This window comes from Luteimonas abyssi (genome assembly GCF_001482195.1).
Taxonomy (GTDB): Bacteria; Pseudomonadota; Gammaproteobacteria; order Xanthomonadales; family Xanthomonadaceae; genus Luteimonas; species Luteimonas abyssi.
Genome location: NZ_KQ759763.1, coordinates 686,137 through 706,209 on the forward strand (window position 1 = coordinate 686,137; position 20,073 = coordinate 706,209).

A 20,073-nucleotide genomic window follows, 5' to 3' on the forward strand; every position below is an offset into this window, starting at 1 on the left:
GGGTATCAGTCGACCCGGACCAGCGCCGCGTCGAAGCGGCTGCCCTGGGCGGCGAGCCAACTGCGCTCGGTTTCCAGGCGGGCGAGGGTGTGGAGGGTGTGCACGCGCGCTTCCCAGAGCGTCTGCTCGGCCTGCGGCGTCAGCGAGGGCGCGCGCAGGTCGGCGTCGATTCCGGCCAGGCGCAGCTCGAGTTCGCCGGTCATCAGCGCGCTGCTGCCGCTGGCGACGCGATCGTCGCTGACCAGCGGCAGCAGCGCTTCGAGGCGTGCGGATTCGTCGCGCAGCGCGTCCAGCCGCCGGTCCGTGGACGGGCCGGCGGCCGGTGCGCCGGCGATGGAGGCGCCGGTGGTGGACGGCGTGGACGTGGCGTCCGGCGCGTCGTCGGCCAGCCAGTGCATCGGCAACGCGACGGCCAGCAGCAGCGATGCCGCCAGACCCGCCCACAGCGGCCATCGCGTGCGACGTGAGACGGGCGCAGTGTCGGCAAGGCGCGCCTGCAGGGCATCCCAGCCGCCCGGAGGCGGTGCCTCGTGCGGCAGCTGCGCGAAGGCGTCGTGCCAGGTCGCGGGGCGCGTGGTGTCGGTCGGGCGGAGCTCGCTCATGGGGCGGTACCGGTGGTTCGTGTGGGGGCGGTTCGGGGCGACTCGAGCAATTCGCGCAGGCGGCGGGTGCCGCGGGCGACCTGCGATTTGGAGAAGCTGGGCGTGCGCGCCATCAGCGCGCCGATCTCGTCGTGGGTGAAGCCTTCGGCGTGATAGAGCCAGAGCACGCTGCGGGTGATTTCGGGCAGCTCGGCCATCGCGCGCTGCAGCGCGGCGGCATCCGCCGCTGCCGACGGTGGCGGCACGTCGCCGGCGATCGCGTGGTCGTCGATGTCCGATTCGGCCTCCAGGCGCCGTCCCCGGCGGAGCCGCATCAGCGCCTCATTGACCGCGATCTGCCGCAGCCAGCCCCAGAACGGGCTGTCGCCGCGGAAATCGCCGATGCGACCGATGACCTTGAGCATGGTGTCCTGGAGGACGTCGGCAGCGACCTCGCGGTCGTGGCAGATCCGCAGCGCCAGATTGAACACGGGGCGTTCGAACCAGCGGTACAGCTGTTCCAGGGCGCGGCCTTCGCCGGCCCGGGCGCGCCGCAGCAGGGCCGCCGGCACGTCGATGGCGAAGCTCGAGGTGGCGGTCGCCACCGCCGCCGCGGCGGGCGGGGGGGCGGTCGGAGGCACGGCGGTGGGCGTTGTCGTGGTCATTCGGAAGGCAAGGATGCGCCAGGGCGCGGAACCGTCGCAGCCCTGCACGGACCCGACGGCGTGGTCACATCGCCTGCCTATACTGGGTCTTCGGGGACATCGTTTTCGGAAACATCCGCGACGCAACTCAGGAGAGAGCACCGATGGGCGCGACAGGCATTCTGACGGGAGTCCTGCTGCTGGCCGGGATCGTCATCCTTTTCAAGACCGTGCGCATGGTGCCGCAGGGTTACGAATGGACGGTCGAGCGGTTCGGCAAGTACACCCACACCCTGGATCCGGGGCTGCACTTCCTGGTCCCGGTGGTCTACGGCGTGGGGCGCAAGGTCAACATGATGGAGCAGGTGCTCGACGTGCCCAGCCAGGACGTCATCACCAAGGACAACGCGGTGGTGCGGGTGGACGGGGTGGTGTTCTTCCAGGTGCTCGATGCGGCCAAGGCCGCGTACGAGGTCGCCAACCTGGAGATCGCGATGATCGCCCTGGTGCAGACCAACATCCGTACCGTGATCGGCTCGATGGACCTGGACGAGTCGCTGAGCCAGCGCGAGACCATCAACGCGCAGCTGCTCAACGTGGTCGACCACGCCACCAACCCCTGGGGGGTGAAGGTCACCCGGATCGAGATCCGCGACATCGCGCCGCCGCGCGACCTGGTCGATTCGATGGCCCGGCAGATGAAGGCCGAGCGCGACCGGCGTGCGGTGATCCTGGAGGCCGAGGGCCACCGGCAGTCCGAGATCCTGCGCGCCGAGGGCGAGAAGCAGGCCGCGATCCTGGAGGCCGAGGGCGAGAAGGAAGCCGCGTTCCGCGAGGCCGAGGCGCGCGAGCGTCTGGCCGAGGCCGAAGCCCGGGCGACGCAGATGGTGTCGGAGGCGATCGCCCAGGGCAATGTGCAGGCGATCAATTACTTCATCGCCCAGAAGTACGTCGAGGCGTTCGAGAAGCTCGCCACGGCGCCGAACCAGAAGTTCGTGCTGATGCCGATGGAGGCCAGCGGCATGATCGGCTCGATCGCGGGTGTCGCGGAACTGGCCCGCGAGGCGTTGAGCAGCCAGCAGAACGCCCAGCGCGACCGCGCCGGGACCCGCACCGGAGGAGGTTGAGCCATGCGCTGGGAGGTCGTGGTGTGGGCGGCCGTGGCCCTGTTGCTGTTCGCCGCCGAAGCGTTGGCGCCCGGCGCCTTCATGCTGTGGATGGGCTTCGCCGCCGCCGCGGTGTTCGTCGGGGTGCTGGTGTTTCCCGACGTCGGCGTGCTCTGGCAGGCCATCGCATTCGTGGTGCTGAGCTTCGTTTCGATCCAGATCTACCGCACCTGGTTCCGGCCGCGCGCGCGGACCAGCGACCACCCCACGCTCAACCGGCGTGCCGCCCAGCACATCGGACGGGTGGTGCCGGTGGAACGGGCGATCGTGGCCGGCGAAGGGCGGGTCAAGATCGGCGATGCGTTCTGGAACGTTGCCGGACCCGATGCGCCGGTCGGCACCCCGGTGCGGGTGATCGCCGTGGACGGCATGACCCTGCAGGTGGAGCCGGCGGAGGATTGATCCGACGCCGGTGCGGGGATCGTCGCCGCGCCGCACATGGTCGCCGGCGCCGGCGGTCTGGGATAATCGCGCCTTTCGCATCCGAGGCGCCGCCATGACCCGCAAGACGATCCTCAACGACACCCACCGGGCCCAGGGGGCGCGGATGGTGGACTTCGGTGGCTGGGACATGCCGCTCAACTACGGTTCGCAGATCGAGGAGCACCATCAGGTGCGCCGCGACGCCGGTATGTTCGACGTCAGCCACATGACGGTGGTCGATCTGCGCGGCGAACGCGTGCGGCCCTTCCTGCGCACGCTGGTGGCGAATTCGGTCGACAAGCTGAAGAAGCCCGGCAAGGCGTTCTACACCTGCATGCTCGACGAGAACGGCGGCGTCATCGACGACCTCATCGTCTACTTCATGGAAGACCGCTGGTTCCGCCTGGTCGTCAATGCCGCCACCCGCGACAAGGATCTCGCCTGGATCGTGCGCCAGGCCGAGCCGTTCGCGGTCGAGGTCGAGGAGCGCCCCGAGCTGGCGATGATCGCGGTGCAGGGACCGAACGCGCGCGAGCGGGTGGTGGCACTCGTGGATGCCGAAGACCGCGACCGTGTCGCGGGTCTCGCGCGCTTCTCCGCCGCCCAGGCGCGCGGTGCGGATGGCGCGGCGCTGTTCGTGGCGCGTACCGGCTACACCGGCGAGGACGGCTTCGAAGTGGTGTTGCCGGCGTCCGATGCGGTCGCGTTCTGGACCGCGCTGGCCGCGGCGGGCGTGCATCCGGCCGGGCTCGGCGCGCGCGACACGTTGAGACTCGAAGCGGGCATGGCGCTGTACGGACAGGACATGGACGAAACGGTCACGCCCTACGAGGCTGCGCTCGGGTGGACGGTCGCGCTCGACGCCGATCGCGCGTTCATCGGTCGCGAGCGGCTGGAGCGCCAGCAGGCCGCGGGCGATGCGCGTCAGCTGATCGGCCTGGTGATGGACGACAAGGGCGTGTTGCGGCACGGTCAGAAGGTGACCACGCCGCACGGCGAAGGCGAGATCCTGTCGGGCACGTTCTCACCCACGCTGGGCAAGTCGATCGCCTTCGCCCGGGTGCCGGCCGGCGAGCTCGCGCCCGGTGGCGATGCCGGCGTGCAGGTCGATATCCGCGGCAAGGCGGTGCCGGTGCGGGTGGTGAAGTTCCCCTTCGTGCGCGAAGGGCAGCCGCAGCCGGGCGTGCTGGCCTGAGCGGGCGCGGCGCCCCGGTGCGCGTGCCTGCGCGCGCCGTTACACTAGCGCCGCGCCACGCGCGCCCTGTCCACGCCCTACCAGCCGATCTGCAACGGAGCCCAAGATGAGCGAGATTCCCGGCGACCTGAAGTTCATGAAGTCCCACGAGTGGGCGCGCGTCGAAGATGGCGGCAAGGTCACCGTCGGGATCTCCGATCACGCGCAGGGCCTGCTGGGCGACCTGGTGTACGTCGACCTGCCCACGGTGGGCGACAGCGTCCAGGCCGGCCACGGCGTGGCCGTGGTGGAATCGGTCAAGGCCGCGTCGGACGTCTACGCGCCGGTGTCGGGGACCATCGTCGCGGTCAACAGCGACCTCGCCGACAAGCCGGAGACCATCAACGAGGACGCCTACGGCGACGGTTGGATCTTCGTCGTCGAGATGGACGATGCCGACCAGCTCGGCGAACTCCTCGGCCCCGACGACTACGCGACGCAGCTTGAAGACGCCGACTGACGTACCGACGATCGCGATGTCGTCGCGATCCAGACAACTGCTTCGATCGACGCGCCGCCTTCGGGCGGCGCGTTGCGTTCGGGGTCCGGCCGCCCGCATCGAGACGTCGTCGCAGGCGCGAAACCGCAGTCGGGAGTTCGCGCAAATTCGCGCAAAGCGCACGTTGCGGCGCGCCATGCGGACAGGCCGGCTGACTTTTTTCGAACCGCCGGAAATCGCGCGCCGGATGCATCCGTGCATCGCCCGAGCGAATTCGGTTTTCGATCGATGCGCGATGCGCGCTTCTTCAAGCGAAAGAAAAGCGCTTGAAAACAGCTGTGGTTTCGCGTGCGCGTATTTCCCGTCGTGCTGACGCGGCGCACGATGCGGCCTCATCGGCACCGGCTGCGGAACATCGATGTCGAGATGGCGTGTGGATGCCGCGCGCGTATCGCGATGCGGGGTGTTGACAGTGGAAAAAACGGTGATTAGGTTTCGCCGAAACAACGCCGCCGCAGGGACGAGTGATCAAACCCGGGACGACATCGAACGCGACAACGCAACCTTCCGCCCCGAACGACCAGAAGGTGGAATCAGTGTCCGTCTCCCCTGCAAAAACATCTTGCCCTTTCGAACTCGCCCGCGCCGGTCAGGCTCGGGCGAATGCGTTCGGGCGCGTCGCACGCCGGTCCCGCTTCGGGACGCGCGGATTCCCGGTCGGGGACTGCACGGTTGGCGGCGCAGGAATCCGTCCCGACGCGCGGTGCGCGTCGACGGTTGGTCGCGGGTCCGATCCCCGCGGCGTTCGCGAACTGGGCCAGCAACACCTGTAGTTCCATAGACGAGGAGAGCCATCCCATGGCCACGAAGAAAGCTACGAAAAAACGTCCCGTGAAGAAGGCGGTCAAAAAGATCGCCAAGAAGGTTGCGAAGGCGAAGAAGGCGGTCCGCAAGGTCGCCAAGAAGGTCGCGAAGAAGGTGACCCGCAAGACCGCCGCCAAGAAGGCGACGAAGAAGACCGCGAAGAAGACGGCCAAGCGGCCTGCGGCGAAGAAGGCGGCCAAGAAGACCGCCCGCAAGTCGGCAGCGAAGAAGACCGCCAAGAAGGCGACGAAGAAGGTCGCGAAGAAGTCCACCGCGAAGAAGGCGGTCAAGAAGACCGCGAAGAAGGCCGCCAAGAAGTCGCCGGCCCGCAAGACGGCCAAGAAGGCGACCGCCAAGAAGGCCACCCGGAAGGTCGCGAAGAAGACCGCCAAGCGTCCGGCCAAGAAGACCGCGAAGAAGGCGACCAAGAAGGCAGCTCCGCGCAAGACCGCGAGGAAGACCACCAAGCGTGCGACCAAGAAGTCCGCTCCTGTGGCGATTCCGGCAGCTCCCACGCCGTTGATGTAAGTCGCTTCTGCTCGCTATCTGAAGAAACCCTCTCCGCAGCCCAGTCGGAGGGGGTTCTTTTTTTGTGCCTGCCGGGGCTCGTCACGGGCGTGCGGGCGATGCTCACGCTCCGCTCGGAAGCGCACTTCGCCCCCTGCGGGCACGTTGGCCGGAGCCGTTTCGTCGGCCGGCACGAGTGGACGGGCGTCGCGAAAGAAAAACGCCGGCGCAGTGGCCGGCGTCGAACGTATCGGATGTGCGACGCGCCGGCACCGAGGCCGGCGCGAGGCGGTGACCTCAGTCCGGGCGCGCCATCGCGTTCGACGAGGCCGGGCCGGAAGGCGCGCTGTCGTCGTCGCTGGCGAACATCGACTCGTCGATATCGACGTTCAGCCATTGCTGGCCGCGCATGCCCATCGCGCGATCGAGGATGGTCGGCAGCAGCGCCGTCGGCAGGCTGCTTTCGCTGTTCCACAGCACCACCAGGCCGAGATCGTGTTCGGGCACGACCGCCATCACGCCGCGATAGCCCTGGACCGCGCCGCCGTGGAAGACGACGCGGTGGCCGGCGTAGTCGAACACCCGCCAGCCCAGGCCGTACCCGGCGGCGTTGATGCGCTGCCTGCGCCAGGAGCCGGCGCCGCCGCGGATCTCGCCCGGGGTGCCCACGATCGGCGAGTGCAGGGTCGCCAGCAACGGGGCGGGCAGCACGTCCGGGCGATGGCCGGTATGGGCGATCAGCCACTGCGCCATGTCGCTGATGCTGGCATTGACGCCGGCGGCCGGAGCGACCCGGTAGTAGGTCGGCTTCGGCATCAACGAGGTCCAGCCACTGCGACCGGCGCGCACATGCGGCTTGGCCCAGCGCGGGCTGCTCTGGATGCCTTCCAGGCCGTAGCTGGCGTCGTTCATGCCCAGTGGCTTGAACAGCCGGCGCGAGACGGCCTCGTTGAAGAACTGGCCGGAGGTGGCGAACACCACGTCGCCGACCAGGCTGAAGGCGACGTTCTGGTAGCCGTAGCAGTCACCTGGTGCGCAGCTCATCGGTGCCGACGAGAGGTTCTGCACCAGGCTGAGGTAGTCCGCGCCGCGCTCGATGTCGCGGTCGTAGGTGTGGCGCGGCAGGCCGACCCGATGGCTGAGCACATCGGCCACGGTGATGCGCTGCGCGGCCTCGGGCTGGGACATGCGCAGGCCGGGCATGTAATCCACGACCTTGCTGTCCCAGCGCATGGTGCCTTCGGAGACCAGCACGCCGGCGATCGTGCCGGCGAACGACTTGGACAGGGAGGCCAGGCGGAAGACGGTATGCGAATCGACCGGCTCGGCGGCGCGGACATCGGTGATGCCGTAGCCGCGCGCGCTGAGCACGCGACCGTTGTGCACGATCGCCATCGCCAGGCCGGGGATGCGCTGGTCGGCGACCAGTGCCTGTGCCATCGCCTCGAACTGGCGCACATCGAAGCCGGGGGCCAGCGGAGTGGCACTGGGCGGCGGGGGTGCGGGATCCGGGCGACCGTCGGTCGGCCTGGGGAACTGGGCCATCCCTTCGCTGCCCGGTCGCGGCGCGACATCATGGCTGCGGTCGAGGACCTGGGCGGCCGACCCGAGCGCCAGTGGCATCAGCATGCCGACCAGCCCGAGCTGCCAGGCCCATCCGGTGCGTCGCTTGCTTTTCATCGGGTCCGCCCCCTGCGTATGCTTGCCCTGCGGGCCGATCATAACGCCTGAATTTCGTTTTGCATGAATAAGGGGAGCTTTGATGGGTAGCGCGTTGATCCTGCTCGTAATTCTTCTGGGCGCCGCCGCCGTGCTCGTGTTCTGGGGCGTCGGCATCTACAACGGCCTGGTCACGGCCCGGAATGCATTCAAGAACGCCTTTGCACAGATCGATGTGCAGCTGCAGCGTCGATTCGACCTCATCCCCAATCTGGTGGAGACCGCGAAGGGCTACATGGCCCACGAGCGGCAGACGCTGGACGCGGTGGTGGCCGCCCGCGGCGCGGCGGTGAGCGGCCTGCAGGCGGCCAAGGCGAACCCGGGCGATCCGGCCGCGATGGCCGAGCTCGCGCAGACCCAGGGCGCGCTCAACGGAGCGCTGGGCCGGCTGCTGGCGGTGGTCGAGGCCTATCCCGATCTCAAGGCCAGCCAGAACATGATGCAGCTCACCGAGGAGCTGACCAGCACCGAGAACCGTGTCGCCTTCGCGCGGCAGGCCTACAACGATTCGGTGATGGCCTACAACAACAGGCGCGAGGTGTTCCCGTCCAACATCGTCGCCGGCATGTTCAAGTTCGAGCCGGCTGCGCTGCTCGACATCCCCGAGGACCGGGCCGAAGTGCGCGAAGCGCCCAAGGTGCAGTTCTGAGGTGCGGGTGCGGTTGAGGGGGCTGCTCTCGCGCTGGGGTCGGCACGATCGTGTCGACCGGCGCGATGCGCGCCGGGACGGACGCCGATGAATTTCTTCGAGCGCCAGGCGCAGGCGCGTCGCAACACCACGCGGCTGGTGGTGCTGTTCGCGCTGGCGGTGATCAGCATCGTGGTGCTGGTCAATCTCGGCGTGGTGTTTCTGCTCGGGCCGCAGGTCGATGTGCTGATCGGCGCCAGCGTGATCACGCTGGCCGTCATCGGCCTCGGTTCGCTGTACCGCATCGCCAGCCTGGGTGCCGGTGGCGAGCGTGTCGCCACCCAACTGGGCGGTGTGGCGGTGCCGGAAGACACCACCGACCCGCAACTGCGCCGCCTGCGCAACGTGGTGGAGGAGATGGCCATCGCCTCGGGCGTGCCGATGCCGGCGTTGTTCGTGCTCGAGCACGAGGCGGGCATCAACGCGTTCGCGGCCGGCTACTCGCCGTCCGATGCGGCGGTCGCGGTGACCCGAGGTGCGCTGGAGCGGCTCAATCGCGACGAATTGCAGGGCGTGGTCGCACACGAGTTCAGCCATGTGCTCAACGGCGACATGCGGCTCAATATCCGGCTGATGGGCATCCTGTTCGGGATTCTGATGATCGGCCTGATCGGTCGCCGGATCATGCTGCATGCAGGCGCCGCCCGCGGCCGGGACGGTGCGTTCGTGCTCCTGCTGGCGGCCGCGTTCGCGGCGATCGGCTACGCGGGCGTGTTCTTCGGGCGCATGATCAAGGCCGGCGTGAGCCGTTCGCGCGAGGTGCTCGCCGATGCCTCGGCGGTGCAGTTCACCCGTCAGACGCAGGGGCTGGCCGGTGCGCTGAAGAAGATCGCAGGCGTGTCCGCCGGATCGCAGCTGCAGGAGCGGGCGGATGCCGAGGAGATCAGCCACATGCTGTTCGGCGATGGCGTCGGCCTGCGCGGGCTGTTCGCCACGCATCCGCCGGTGCTCGCGCGGATCCAGGCGCTGGAGCCGGGCTTCACCGACGCCCAGTTGTCCGCGCTGAGTAAACGCTGGTTGCAGGCGCCGCCGAGCGGGCTGGAGGAGGACCTGCAACTGGGCCTGGTCGACCGCAGCGATGTGCCGTTGCCCGCGCATCGGGCCGAGATCGCGGTGACACCCGACCGGGTGGCGGCGCACGTCGCCACGCCGGAGGACGGCGACTGGGTCTGCGCCAGCCGCATCGTGCAGGACATCCCGGAGCCGCTGCGGCAGGCCGCCCGCCGACGCGATGCGGTGATGCCGCTGCTACTGGGTCTGCTGCTGGATGCCGATGCCGACATCCGCGGCCACCAGCTCGACGAGATCGCCACCCGGCTGGGGCCGACGTTGGCGGAGGCCACGCGTCAGCTGCGCGAGGAGGGCCTCGCACAGCTGCATCCGATGCATCGCCTGCCGTTGGCGCAGCTCGCGTTCCCGGTGCTGCGGCTGCGCCCGCGCCCGGAGCTGGGTGCCTTCGTCGATGCGGTGCATGCGGTGACCCACACCGACGGCACCCTGTCGCTGTTCGAGTACTGCCTGGGCCAGCTGCTGCAGGTGCAGGTGATGGAGTCCCTGGACCCGGCACGCCATGCGCGCTTCGGTCGCCAGCGTGCCGGCAACGTCAAACAGGAATTCGCGACGTTGCTGGCGGTGGTGGCCCAGGCCGGCCACGTCGGCGACGCCGAGGGCGCGCGTCGCGCGTACCTGGCCGGCATGCATCGCGTGCTGCCGCGCGACCATGTGCCCTATACGCCGCCCGCCGCGGGCGTGCAGGCGCTGGATACGGTGTGGGATCCGCTCGACCGGCTCGACCCGCTCGCCAAGCAGGTGCTGGTCGAAGCCATCACCGATGCGATCCTGCACGATGGCCGGATCTCGGTGGCCGAGTCCGAGCTGCTGCGCACGATCTGCGGCGTGCTGCATTGCCCGCTGCCGCCGGCACTGGAGCAGCGCCCGGCAGCTTGATCGCCTGCCGGGCGACGACCGCGAGGACGGGCGTCGCGCCGTATCGCGGCGCCGTTCGGCGGCACCGCTTGCAGCGCCGCGCCGACGTCCTCAGCCGGTCCAGGCCGGCAGTTTCTTCTTCACCGCGACGTGCTTGAGCGAGACGTAGGCGGGCAGGCCGGCGCGGTAGGGCGGATAGGCTTCGCCCTTGATCAGCGGCTCCAGATACCGGCGCGCGGCGGCGGTGATGCCGTAGCCGTCGCGGCGCAGGAAGCCGGCCGGCATCTTCTTCTCGTGGTTGGCCACCTTCTCCAGCGGGGCCGCCTCGATCTTCCAGCGGTACGGGCTGTCGGATGTCCGCCGGATCACCGGCATGGTGGCGTTGTGACCGGCCAGCGCGAACTTCACCGCCGCCCGGCCGACCGCGATGGCCTGGTCGACGTCGGTCTTGGACGCGATGTGGCGGGCCGAGCGCTGCAGGTAGTCGGGCAGGGTCCAGTGCACCTTGAGGCCGAGTTCGTCCTTGACCCGACCGGCCAGATACGAGGCCACGCCACCGAGCTGCGCGTGGCCGAACGCATCGGTGCCGCCGCCCGCATCGGCGACGAAGCGGCCGCCGGCATCGCGGATGCCCTCGCTGGCGACCACCACGCAGTAGCCCACGCGATCGACCACCTTGCGCACGCGGGCGAGGAAATCGGCCTCGTCGTAGGCGCGCTCCGGGAACAGGATCAGATGCGGTGCATCGTCGGTCCCCTCGCCGGCGAGACCGGCGGCCGCGGCCAGCCAGCCGGCATGGCGGCCCATCGCCTCGTAGACGAACACGCGCGTGGAGGTGTCGGCCATCGCCGCCACGTCCAGCGCGGCCTCGCGCACCGACACCGCGGTGTACTTGGCGGCCGAGCCGAAGCCCGGGCAGCAGTCGGTGACCGCGAGGTCGTTGTCGATGGTCTTCGGCACGCCGATGCAGGTCAGCGGATAGTCGAACTCGGCCGCCAGCTGCGACACCTTGAGCGCGGTGTCGGCGGAGTCGTTGCCGCCGTTGTAGAGGAACCAGCGCACGTCGTGGGCGCGCAACACGTCGAGCAGGCGCTCGTACTTGCTGCGGTCGACATCGAGCGACTTCAGCTTGTAGCGGCAGGAGCCGAACGCACCGCCGGGCGTGTGGGCGAGGCCGCGGATGCTGGCGGCGGTTTCGCGGCCGGTATCGACGAGCTCCTCGCGCAGCGCGCCGAGGATGCCGTTGCGGGCGGCGAGCACCTTGATCCTGCGCGTGCGGGCCTCGGCGATCACACCCGAGGCGGTGGCGTTGATGACGGCGGTGACGCCGCCCGACTGGGCATACAACAGAGTTCCGGATGGCATGGCGATCTCGACGGTGGGCGGAGGGGGCTCCGGCCGCGCGGTTCGTGGAAACCCGACCGGATACGGTAAAGTGACGCCTGTTCATCGCGCCGGCCCGCAGTGTAGCGCGCCGGAATCGCGGGCCGGAGGCCGGCCCACCTTCCCCCGCTCGGTAATGTGGAGTCTTCGATGCGACTGGTTCTTTTGGGAGCGCCCGGCTCGGGCAAAGGCACGCAGGCGGCACGGTTGAAGTCCTATCTGGAAGTGCCGCACATCTCCACCGGCGATCTGTTGCGCGCCGAAGTCGCAGCCGGTTCGCCGCTCGGCCTGCAGGCGAAGGAAGTCATGGCCCGGGGCGATCTGGTGTCCGACGAGATCCTGCTGGGCATGCTGAAGGACCGTTTCTCGCGCGACGACACCCGCGACGGCTTCATTCTCGACGGCTACCCGCGCAATCTGGCGCAGGCCGCCGCGCTCGGCGAACTGCTCACCAGCCTCGGCCAGCAGTTCGACGCCGCCGTCCAGCTCGACGTGGACAACGAACTGCTGATCGAGCGTCTCGCCGGTCGTGCGCAGGCCGAAGGCCGCGCCGACGACAATCCGGATTCGGTGCGCAAGCGCCTGAAGGTCTACGACGACCAGACCGCGCCGGTCATCGAGTTCTACCGCCAGCAGGACCAGCTGACCGTCGTCGACGGCGTCGGCACGCTGGACGAGGTGTTCGACCGCATCCTGGCGGCGATCAAGGTCTCGCGCACGCCCGGCTGAGGCGCCTGCGTTGGACGCTGCGGTGCGCGCGTGGCGCTGGTTGCGCGGGCGCGCGCCGCTGGGCGCCTTGCCGGACAGGCCGGTGCCCACCGTGTTGGCCTGGGGAACGGCCGGGCTCGCGGCCCTGTTGATCGAGGCGGTCTCGCCGTTGGCGCTGGATCCCGGTCGTGCGCTGGGACCGCTGCTGATCGAACTCGGCCTGGTCGCCGCCGTGCTGTCCGTGGCGAAGCGCCGACGTGTTCGTGTGCCGCTCGTGCAGGCCCTGCAGGCGACCGCATGGCTGGCCGTCGCGCGCACGCTGATCCTGGCGCCGGTGCTGCTGGTGATCGCCGCTGCGCAGGCGGCGTCGGCGACGGTGCTGGGCGTGTTCCTGCTGGTCGCTCTGGTCACCGTGGCGGCGATGGCCTGGTTGATACGTCGCTATCTGCAGCTGTGGCGCGAGGCGTTGCAGGTGGGCGCACGTACCGCCGCCGGCATCCTGCTCGCCCTGGCGGTGGCATTGCTGCTGATCGAGGCGGCCTGGGCCTGATCTGGGCGCGCCGCTGCCCACGTCCCGCCGCGGTCGGCTAGAGTGCGCGCAGTTCACAGCGAAAAGCGCACCGACTTGAAACTCCATATCCTGGGCATCGTCGGCACCTTCATGGGCGGGGTGGCCGCGCTGGCGCGCGAATCCGGCATCGAGGTCGAAGGCAGCGACCAGGCCGTGTACCCGCCGATGTCGATCCAGCTCGAGCAATTGGGCATCGCGTTGCGCCAGGGGTACCGGGCCGAACACATCGGTGACGACGTCGACACCGTGGTCGTGGGCAATGCGCTGTCGCGCGGCAATCCGGCCGTGGAGGCGGTGCTGGATGCGGGTCGACGCTACACCTCGGGCGCGCAGTGGCTGGCCGAGACGGTGCTGCCCGGGCGCACCACGCTCGCGGTTGCCGGCACCCACGGCAAGACCACCACCACCACGATCGTCGCGCGACTGTTGCAGGCGGCCGGCCGTGATGCCGGATTTCTCATCGGCGGCGTCGCCGAGGATTTCGGGACATCGGCGCGACTGGGCAGCGACCCGCTGTTCGTGGTCGAGGCCGACGAGTACGACACCGCCTTCTTCGACAAGCGCAGCAAGTTCGTGCATTACCGGCCGCAGGTGGCGGTGTTGAACAACCTGGAATACGACCACGCCGACATCTTTCCCGACCTCGCCTCGATCCAGCGGCAGTTCCACCATCTGGTGAGGACGGTGCCGGGAAGCGGGACACTGGTGGTCAACGGCGAGGATGCGCATCTGGCCGAAGTGCTGGCGCTGGGGTGCTGGACGCCGGTGGAGCGTTTCGGCATCGATGGCGATTTCGACTGGACCGCGCGCCTGCAGGCCGCCGACGGCAGCGCGTTCGATGTCGTGCGCCAGGGCGAGCGCGTCGGGACCGTGCGCTGGTCGTTGCTGGGCCGGCACAACGTGATGAACGCGCTGGCCGCCTGTGCAGCCTGCGCGGCGGTGGGCGTCGACGTGGCCGCCGCGCTGCCGGCGCTCTCGACATTCCGCAGCGTGAAGCGGCGTATGGAACGGGTCGACGAAGTCGCGGGCACCGTGGTGTACGACGATTTCGCGCATCATCCCACCGCCATCGCGGCCACGCTGGCCGGGTTGCGCGCCAGCGTCGGCGATGCCCGCATCGTGGTGGCGCTGGAGCCGCGCAGCAATTCGATGCGGTTGGGGGCACACGCCGATGCACTGGCGCCGGCGCTCGACGCCGCCGACGCAGTGGTGTTCCTGCACCGGCCGGCGCTGGAGTGGGATGCCGGCAAGGTCGTTTCCGCCGTGCGCGGCAAGGCCTGGGCGGTGCCCGATGCCGATGCCCTGCTGGCGACACTGGTCGAACTGGTCGAGCCCGGCGACCATGTGGTGTTCATGTCCAATGGCGGTTTCGACGACGCCCCGAGTCGGTTCGCCGCAGCCCTGCACGGGCGGACGCGGGCCTGATGGCGTGCGTCCGGCGGGTTCGGCAGGTTCGGCGGGAGAGGGCGGCATGAACGCTCGTGCCGTCCCGGACGTTCTGCCGCTGTTCCCGCTCTCGACCGTGCTGGTGCCCGGCGCCGCGCGGATGCTGCGCATCTTCGAGCCGCGCTATCTCGATCTCGTGCGCGATTGCGGCCGGACCGGCGGCGGCTTCGGTGTCTGCCTGATCCTCGAGGGGGCGGAGGTCGGTGCGCCGGCGATTCCCGCCGCGGTCGGGACCGCGGCCACGATCGAGGACTTCGATTGCGGCGCCGATGGCGTGCTGGTGCTGCGTGTGCGCGGCGGCCAGCGGTTCCGCGTGCGGCGTACCCGAGTGCGCGACAACGGTCTGGTAGTCGGCGAGATCGAATGGCTCGACGAGGCACGGCCGGCCGCGGTGTTGCCGGAGCACGCGGTGCTGGGCGACATGCTGCGTCGCATGCTCGACCGGGCGGTGGGTGCCGACATCGCCCGGGTCCCGGAGGCCCGTTTCGAGGATGCCGGCTGGGTGGGCTGGCGTCTGGCCGAACTGCTGCCGCTGCGCGAAACCGACCGTCAGGCGCTGCTGCAGGTCGAAGATCCGCACGCACGCCTGCAACGCCTGCTCGAACACGTGGCCTGAGCTTCGCCGCCCTGCGTCATCGCCACGGGTGGGTGGTGACGGTGGGCGCCGCCGTTACGGCGCGGCTGGCGCGTCCTTCGCGGCATGGGTGCGCACGCGCAGGACCGATACGCCGGACTGCGGGTGCACCGCTTCCGCAGTCTCGAACCCGTCCACGAGCTCCCCGCGCAGCGCGCGCCACGCATCGTGCGCATCGGTGCGTGGCTGCCAGAGGTTGAACAGACCGAACAGCGGCTCGGTGTACTCGAGCGTCTGCACCGTACCCACCCACAGCGGCTGGCCGTCGCCGAGCAGGGCCGGCGCGTGCCACAAGCGCAGCACCTGGGCTTCGCGCTCGGCCAGGGGGCGGCGCATCAGCAGTACTTCGGCCTCGGTATCGAGGGTGGCGGGCAGAATGGGTTGGTCGGCGGGCGCCGTATCGTCGTCGAGCAGGCCGAGCGTGGTGATCCAGTCCGCCTGCGGCTGGCTGACCCAGCCCTGCGCTTCGAGGTGCGCCTGCAGCGGCGCCAGCGGGCCGGCAACCTGCAGGTCGAGCGGCCAGCGCAGATCCGCACTGCGCTCGTTGCGGCGCGACGGCAGCGATTTCCAGGCGTCGTCCCACCACGCAGCCTCGTCGATCACGCGTTCCGCCGCGGGCGGGCGGAACTCGTCCAGCAGCGGATCCACCGCACGCGGGGCATGCCAGATCGCCGCGATGGCGAAAGTGATGTAGAAGATCAGCGCCAGCGGTCGCATCCAGAACGACCGCGCGACATGGCGCCGGTAGGCGATACCCAGCACCAGCAGCCAGACGATGCCCAGCAGCATGCCGCCGACCACATCGCTCAACCAGTGCGCGCCGAGGTAGATGCGGGCGAATCCGAGCAGTACCGCGATGACTCCGGCCACCAGATAGGGCCAGATCCGGTTACGACCGGGCAGCTCCCGGGCGATCAGGATCGCGAAGAAGCCGAAGGTGATCGTGGTCATCGTCACCGACATCGACGGAAAGCCGAAGCCGCTCAGGCCAGTGGGCGGGCGCGGCACGTCGATCACCGCTTCCAGTCCCGCGGTGAGGACGAGGCCGAAGGCCAGTGCGGCCAGCCAGTGCGCCGCGGCGATGAAGCGCCTGCGCCAGACCAGCCACAGCAGGGCCAGGCCGGCGGCCGGCACCAGCACCGCGGCGTCGCCGATCGAGGCGAGCCCCGCCATCAGCCGGTCGGCGAGCGGATTGCGCAGCGCGTTCATCGTCTGGTACAGGCTGAGGTCGAGGGCCAGCGGCTCGCCGCGCATCAGCACCATCGTCAGCAGTGCGAACCAGGCCCAGCCGATGGCCAGCAGACACACGGCGAGGATCGCCAGCGACGGGGATTCCGGACGGTTGGGGTCGATCAATGCGCCCGTGTAGCGGCCCAGGCGCGGATGCGCGCGCGACCAGGCCAGCGCACGTGCCAGCAGGCTGTTGGCATGCGAATCGAACCAGCGGTAGGTATAGACGACCAGTGCCCAGGCCGCGGCGAGGACCAGCACCAGCGCGCCGAGCACGATCGCCAGGCGGTCGGCGACGGCGGCCACGGCGTCGTACGATGCGCCGAACAGCCAGCCGGGTGCGAGGAAGATCACCGCCCACGACACGCACGCGACCAGACTGATCGGCAGGTAACGGCGCAACGGCATCTTCGCGATGCCGGCGATGGCCGGCACGAACGGACGTACCGCGCCGACGTAGCGCGCCACCAGGATGCTCTTGATCTCGTTGCGGCGGAACAGCACTTCGCCGCGGTCGAGCAGCTGCGGATAGCGGTGGAACGGCCAGATCTGGCGCAGCTCCCCTCCCCAGCGCCGGCCCACCCAGTAGCTCAGCGCATCGCCGGCCATCGCCCCGAGCGCCGTGCAGGCCACGGCATAGGGGCCGGAAATCTCACCCAGGCCGATCAGCACACCGATCCCGAACAGCAACGGCAGTGCCGGAACGATCGCGCCGAGGATGATCACCGAATCCGCGAACGCGATCAGAAAGATCACGAGACCGGCCGCGACGGGATGTTCCCCGATCCAGCTGACGGTGTTGTCGAAAAGGTTGGAAAGCATCGCGCAATTATGACAGCGAAGATGATGGTTCCCGTGTCGGTCGTCCTGCGTGGTCGGCTGGCGGACAGGCGCCGACCGGCGCCGTCACGGAGCCGAGCGCCCCGGGCGAGGACGCCACGTACAATCGGCGGATGACTCGATCCGACGCGACAGAACGCCGTGCGCTCAAGGCCGACAGTTTCGGCCGGATTTCATTGATGGAGGATGCGCAGGGTCTCTTCGTGCGACGGGATCTGGCGCACGTGCCGCTGTGGCTGCGGGCACCGGCGTGGTGGCTGGCGCGGCGCGAGGCCCGCGCGCTGCAGGCGATCCGCGGCATGCGCGATACGCCGCAGTTGCTGGACTGGACCGGTCGTCGCCTCGACCGCAGCTTCATGGCCGGCGATGCGATGTACCAGCGCCCGCCACGCGGCGATCTGGCCTACTTCCACCAGGCCCGCCGCCTGCTGCAGGAGCTGCATCGGCGCGGCGTGGCCCATAACGATCTCGCCAAGGAGGCCAACTGGCTGGTGCTGGAAGACGGTCGTCCGGCGCTGATCGATTTCCAGCTCGCCACCCGAGGCGATCCGCGCGCACCGTGGATGCGGTTGCTGTGTCGCGAGGATCTGCGGCATCTGTTGAAGCACAAACGGATGTACTGCCGGGAATCGCTGACGCCGGTGGAAAAGCGTTTGCTCAAGCGCCGCTCGTGGCTGCGCGACCTGTGGTTCCGCACCGGCAAGCCGGTCTACCGGTTCGTGACCCGGCGGATCCTGAAATGGGAAGACAACGAAGGCCAGGGGCCGAAACCCTGAGTCCCGCCGGCCGGCGCTACTCGGCGGCCGACACCTGCTCGATGCCCAGCACCTGTTGTCCGGAGAAGTGGCGCGAGCTGTCGAAATCGTAGGCCATCCGGAGCTGTCCGAGCGTCTCGCAGGCATGGCAGTCGCGCATCGGGGTGGCGTAGACGAAACGGATGCCGCCGTCGCCCTGCGGTTCGGTGGCGAGCAGCTCGGCAGGCGGGAACGGCCCGGCGTCCGGATGCGCTTCGGTGAACCGCTGAATCGACGGCGTCGACAGGGCCGAATCGGGCAGGGTGCCGGCGTCGACATCGACGGGCTCGCCGTCGCGATCGACCAGCCAGGTGCCGGTGTTGGTGTTCGCACGGAACGGGTAGGTGACCGTCGCGATGCCCACGCGCTCACGCTCTTCCCAATCGCTCACGTAGCCGATGTCGCCCCCGCCGCCGATACGCTCCGCGGTCGCCACGGCCGCGCCGGACGCCCCCGAGGTGCGCATGGTGTCCTGCAGACAGGCCTGGACCGGCGCGTCGTCGGCGCCGCGACAGGCCTCGATGTCGCCGTTCCAGACCGAGTCGGGGCCGACCCGGACCGGACCCAACGCGGCGGCGGGCGTCGGCGGGACGACCTCGTCGGCGGGCAAGGCGGCTCCGGTGGCGGCATCGCCGGCCGGGGTGTCGACATCGGGTTCGCTCGGCGGTGCGGGCTGGCAGGCGGTCAGCAGTACGGCGGCCAGGCCGCAGGCGACGAGAGGGGCTCGCATGGGATGATGTCCTCCTGACCGGGCCCAGTGCCCGGACGCGGGGACAGGCTAGTCGAGCCCCGGCCCACCCGACGTGAGGACAGCGCGATGACATCGCTTGCCGGCAAGACCCTTTTCATCACCGGTGCTTCGCGCGGGATCGGGCTGGCCATCGCCGAGCGTGCCGCGCGCGACGGGGCCAATGTCGCCATCGCCGCCAAGTCCGATGTGCCCAACCCGAAACTGCCCGGCACCATCCATAGCGCGGCCCAGGCGGTGAACGCGGCCGGCGGTCGCGGACTGGCGTTGAAATGCGACATCCGCGAGGAGGATCAGGTGCGCGCCGCGGTCGCGGCCACGGTGGATGCGTTCGGCGGCATCGACATCCTGATCAACAACGCCAGTGCGATCTGGCTGCGCGGCGCGCTCGATACGCCGATGAAGCGGTTCGACCTGATGCAGGAAGTCAACGCGCGCGGTACGTTCGTGTGTGCGCAGGCCTGCCTGCCGTACCTGCTCGCCGCGCCGAACCCGCACATCCTCACGCTCGCGCCGCCGCCGTCGCTGGACCCGAAATGGTGGGGGCCGCACACCGGCTACACCCTGGCCAAGATGGGCATGAGCTTCGTGACCCTGGGACTGGCCGCCGAGTTCGGTCCCCAGGGCGTGGCGGTGAATGCCCTGTGGCCTCGTACGTTGATCGCGACCGATGCGCTCAACATGATCCCGGGCGTGTCCACCGCCAATGGCCGCTCCCCCGCGATCATGGCCGACGCCGCGCATGTCGTGCTGACCCGCCCGGCGGAAGGCTTCGCGGGCGAGTTCCTGATCGACGACGAGGTGCTGGCCGAGGCCGGCGTCGACGACCTGTCCGGCTACGCGGTCGATCCGTCGCAGCCGCTGCTGCCGGACCTCTTCCTCGATTGAAGCCCGTCGCCTGCATCTTCTGCGACATCGTCGCCGGGCGCGCGCCGGCCGCCTGGGTCGCGCGCTCGGGCGTCGCGGTCGCCCTGGTCGATCCGCGCCGTGCGCAGGCCGGCCATGTGCTGGTCATTCCGACGCGACATGTCGAGCGGTTCCATGAACTCGACGATGCGAGCGCCGGGGGGATGATGTCACTGGCGGTGCGCGTCGCCGCTGCGCTGCAGGTGACGTTCGACCCGGAGGGCCTGAGTCTCTGGCAGTCCAACGGCGCGGCCGCCGGACAGGAGGTGCCTCACGTGCACCTGCACCTCATGCCGCGGACGCGGGGCGACGGCCTGCTGCAGGTCTATCCCGGCACGGTACCGCCGCCAGATGCGGGGCTCGCCGAGCGGGAACGGGTCGCGGCGCGCCTGCGCGCGGCCCTGGGGGATCACTGAACCAGCGCCTGCGCCAGGTCGTCGATCAGGTCCGGTGCATGCTCCAACCCGACCGACAGCCGCAACAGGCCGGCGGGGGTGTCCGTGGCCGGCCCTTCGATGGAGGCGCGATGCTCGACCAGCGATTCGGTCGAGCCCAGGGACGTCGCGTTGGTGAACAGCCTCAGGCGCGCGGCGCGGGCGAGGGGGGGGGGGGGCCCGCCGGC

Annotated in this window: 21 protein-coding genes; 14 read left to right on the plus strand and 7 right to left on the minus strand. The window is 69.7% G+C overall.

What is annotated here, in order from left to right:
• Positions 1-5 precede the first annotated feature (5 nt).
• Both RG19_RS02720 and RG19_RS02725 read right to left on the minus strand, forming a co-directional pair.
• Positions 6-602 (minus strand): hypothetical protein, encoded by a 597-nt coding sequence (locus tag RG19_RS02720; RefSeq protein WP_058833928.1) that lies wholly within the window; start codon positions 600-602, stop codon positions 6-8.
• Positions 599-1,222: an RNA polymerase sigma factor gene (locus RG19_RS02725; protein WP_058836370.1), complete on the minus strand. Its 624-nt coding sequence runs from the start codon at positions 1,220-1,222 to the stop codon at positions 599-601. The genes RG19_RS02720 and RG19_RS02725 overlap by 4 nt, the downstream gene beginning before the upstream one ends.
• 167 nt (positions 1,223-1,389) lie before the next feature.
• Between RG19_RS02725 and RG19_RS02730 the strand changes: the two genes are divergently transcribed.
• The 5 genes from RG19_RS02730 to RG19_RS17095 all read left to right on the plus strand — a co-directional run bounded on the left by RG19_RS02730 (position 1,390) and on the right by RG19_RS17095 (position 5,879).
• A complete protein-coding gene (locus tag RG19_RS02730; RefSeq protein WP_058833929.1) occupies positions 1,390-2,352 on the plus strand; it encodes an SPFH domain-containing protein in 963 nt (320 codons plus the stop codon).
• A 3-nt stretch (positions 2,353-2,355) separates the two neighbouring features.
• Entirely contained in the window at positions 2,356-2,793 is a 438-nt protein-coding gene (locus tag RG19_RS02735) for an NfeD family protein (protein ID WP_058833930.1), read from the plus strand.
• A 94-nt stretch (positions 2,794-2,887) separates the two neighbouring features.
• Positions 2,888-4,009, plus strand: coding sequence for a glycine cleavage system aminomethyltransferase GcvT (gcvT, locus tag RG19_RS02740; protein ID WP_058833931.1), 1,122 nt, complete (start codon positions 2,888-2,890; stop codon positions 4,007-4,009).
• A gap of 106 nt (positions 4,010-4,115) precedes the next feature.
• On the plus strand, positions 4,116-4,508 hold the full coding sequence (gene gcvH, locus RG19_RS02745) for a glycine cleavage system protein GcvH (RefSeq protein ID WP_058833932.1): 393 nt from the start codon (positions 4,116-4,118) through the stop codon (positions 4,506-4,508).
• A 711-nt stretch (positions 4,509-5,219) separates the two neighbouring features.
• Positions 5,220-5,879 (plus strand): hypothetical protein, encoded by a 660-nt coding sequence (locus RG19_RS17095; RefSeq protein ID WP_202905311.1) that lies wholly within the window; start codon positions 5,220-5,222, stop codon positions 5,877-5,879.
• Between the two features lie 276 nt (positions 5,880-6,155).
• Here the strand turns inward: RG19_RS17095 and RG19_RS02755 are convergent, their stop codons facing one another.
• Positions 6,156-7,538, minus strand: a complete 1,383-nt coding sequence (locus tag RG19_RS02755) for a serine hydrolase (RefSeq protein ID WP_058836371.1) — start codon at positions 7,536-7,538, stop codon at positions 6,156-6,158.
• An 82-nt stretch (positions 7,539-7,620) separates the two neighbouring features.
• Between RG19_RS02755 and RG19_RS02760 the strand changes: the two genes are divergently transcribed.
• Together RG19_RS02760 and RG19_RS02765 are read left to right on the plus strand one after the other, a co-directional pair.
• Positions 7,621-8,226, plus strand: coding sequence for a LemA family protein (locus tag RG19_RS02760; protein ID WP_058833933.1), 606 nt, complete (start codon positions 7,621-7,623; stop codon positions 8,224-8,226).
• An 87-nt stretch (positions 8,227-8,313) separates the two neighbouring features.
• Positions 8,314-10,212: a M48 family metallopeptidase gene (locus tag RG19_RS02765; RefSeq protein ID WP_058833934.1), complete on the plus strand. Its 1,899-nt coding sequence runs from the start codon at positions 8,314-8,316 to the stop codon at positions 10,210-10,212.
• 90 nt (positions 10,213-10,302) lie between these two features.
• Here the strand turns inward: RG19_RS02765 and RG19_RS02770 are convergent, their stop codons facing one another.
• Positions 10,303-11,556 (minus strand): 6-phosphofructokinase, encoded by a 1,254-nt coding sequence (locus RG19_RS02770; protein WP_058833935.1) that lies wholly within the window; start codon positions 11,554-11,556, stop codon positions 10,303-10,305.
• A 168-nt stretch (positions 11,557-11,724) separates the two neighbouring features.
• Between RG19_RS02770 and RG19_RS02775 the strand changes: the two genes are divergently transcribed.
• From RG19_RS02775 to RG19_RS02790, 4 genes are all read left to right on the plus strand, one after another.
• Positions 11,725-12,303, plus strand: a complete 579-nt coding sequence (locus RG19_RS02775) for an adenylate kinase (RefSeq protein ID WP_058833936.1) — start codon at positions 11,725-11,727, stop codon at positions 12,301-12,303.
• A gap of 10 nt (positions 12,304-12,313) precedes the next feature.
• Complete coding sequence (locus RG19_RS02780; RefSeq protein ID WP_058833937.1) at positions 12,314-12,832, plus strand: hypothetical protein; 519 nt, start codon at positions 12,314-12,316, stop codon at positions 12,830-12,832.
• A 75-nt stretch (positions 12,833-12,907) separates the two neighbouring features.
• Complete coding sequence (gene mpl, locus RG19_RS02785; protein ID WP_274377896.1) at positions 12,908-14,278, plus strand: UDP-N-acetylmuramate:L-alanyl-gamma-D-glutamyl-meso-diaminopimelate ligase; 1,371 nt, start codon at positions 12,908-12,910, stop codon at positions 14,276-14,278.
• Positions 14,279-14,324: 46 nt separating this feature from the next.
• Positions 14,325-14,915, plus strand: coding sequence for an LON peptidase substrate-binding domain-containing protein (locus RG19_RS02790; RefSeq protein WP_058833938.1), 591 nt, complete (start codon positions 14,325-14,327; stop codon positions 14,913-14,915).
• Between the two features lie 54 nt (positions 14,916-14,969).
• Here RG19_RS02790 and RG19_RS02795 read toward each other — a convergent pair whose 3' ends face one another.
• A complete protein-coding gene (locus RG19_RS02795) occupies positions 14,970-16,985 on the minus strand; it encodes a bifunctional DedA family/phosphatase PAP2 family protein (protein WP_058833939.1) in 2,016 nt (671 codons plus the stop codon).
• Positions 16,986-17,116: 131 nt separating this feature from the next.
• Between RG19_RS02795 and RG19_RS02800 the strand changes: the two genes are divergently transcribed.
• Entirely contained in the window at positions 17,117-17,779 is a 663-nt protein-coding gene (locus RG19_RS02800; RefSeq protein WP_058833940.1) for a protein kinase family protein, read from the plus strand.
• A 16-nt stretch (positions 17,780-17,795) separates the two neighbouring features.
• On the opposite strand, the gene RG19_RS02805 is transcribed toward RG19_RS02800, so the two are convergent.
• A complete protein-coding gene (locus tag RG19_RS02805) occupies positions 17,796-18,527 on the minus strand; it encodes a hypothetical protein (protein WP_058833941.1) in 732 nt (243 codons plus the stop codon).
• A gap of 87 nt (positions 18,528-18,614) precedes the next feature.
• Between RG19_RS02805 and RG19_RS02810 the strand changes: the two genes are divergently transcribed.
• Both RG19_RS02810 and RG19_RS02815 read left to right on the plus strand, forming a co-directional pair.
• A complete protein-coding gene (locus RG19_RS02810; protein ID WP_058833942.1) occupies positions 18,615-19,433 on the plus strand; it encodes an SDR family oxidoreductase in 819 nt (272 codons plus the stop codon).
• Positions 19,430-19,867 (plus strand): HIT family protein, encoded by a 438-nt coding sequence (locus RG19_RS02815; protein ID WP_058833943.1) that lies wholly within the window; start codon positions 19,430-19,432, stop codon positions 19,865-19,867. The genes RG19_RS02810 and RG19_RS02815 overlap by 4 nt, the downstream gene beginning before the upstream one ends.
• Here the strand turns inward: RG19_RS02815 and RG19_RS18120 are convergent.
• Positions 19,861-20,073: PLP-dependent transferase (locus tag RG19_RS18120; protein ID WP_238376576.1), on the minus strand; the 213-nt coding region annotated here is incomplete at its 5' end. The two genes, RG19_RS02815 and RG19_RS18120, sit on opposite strands and share 7 nt — an antisense overlap.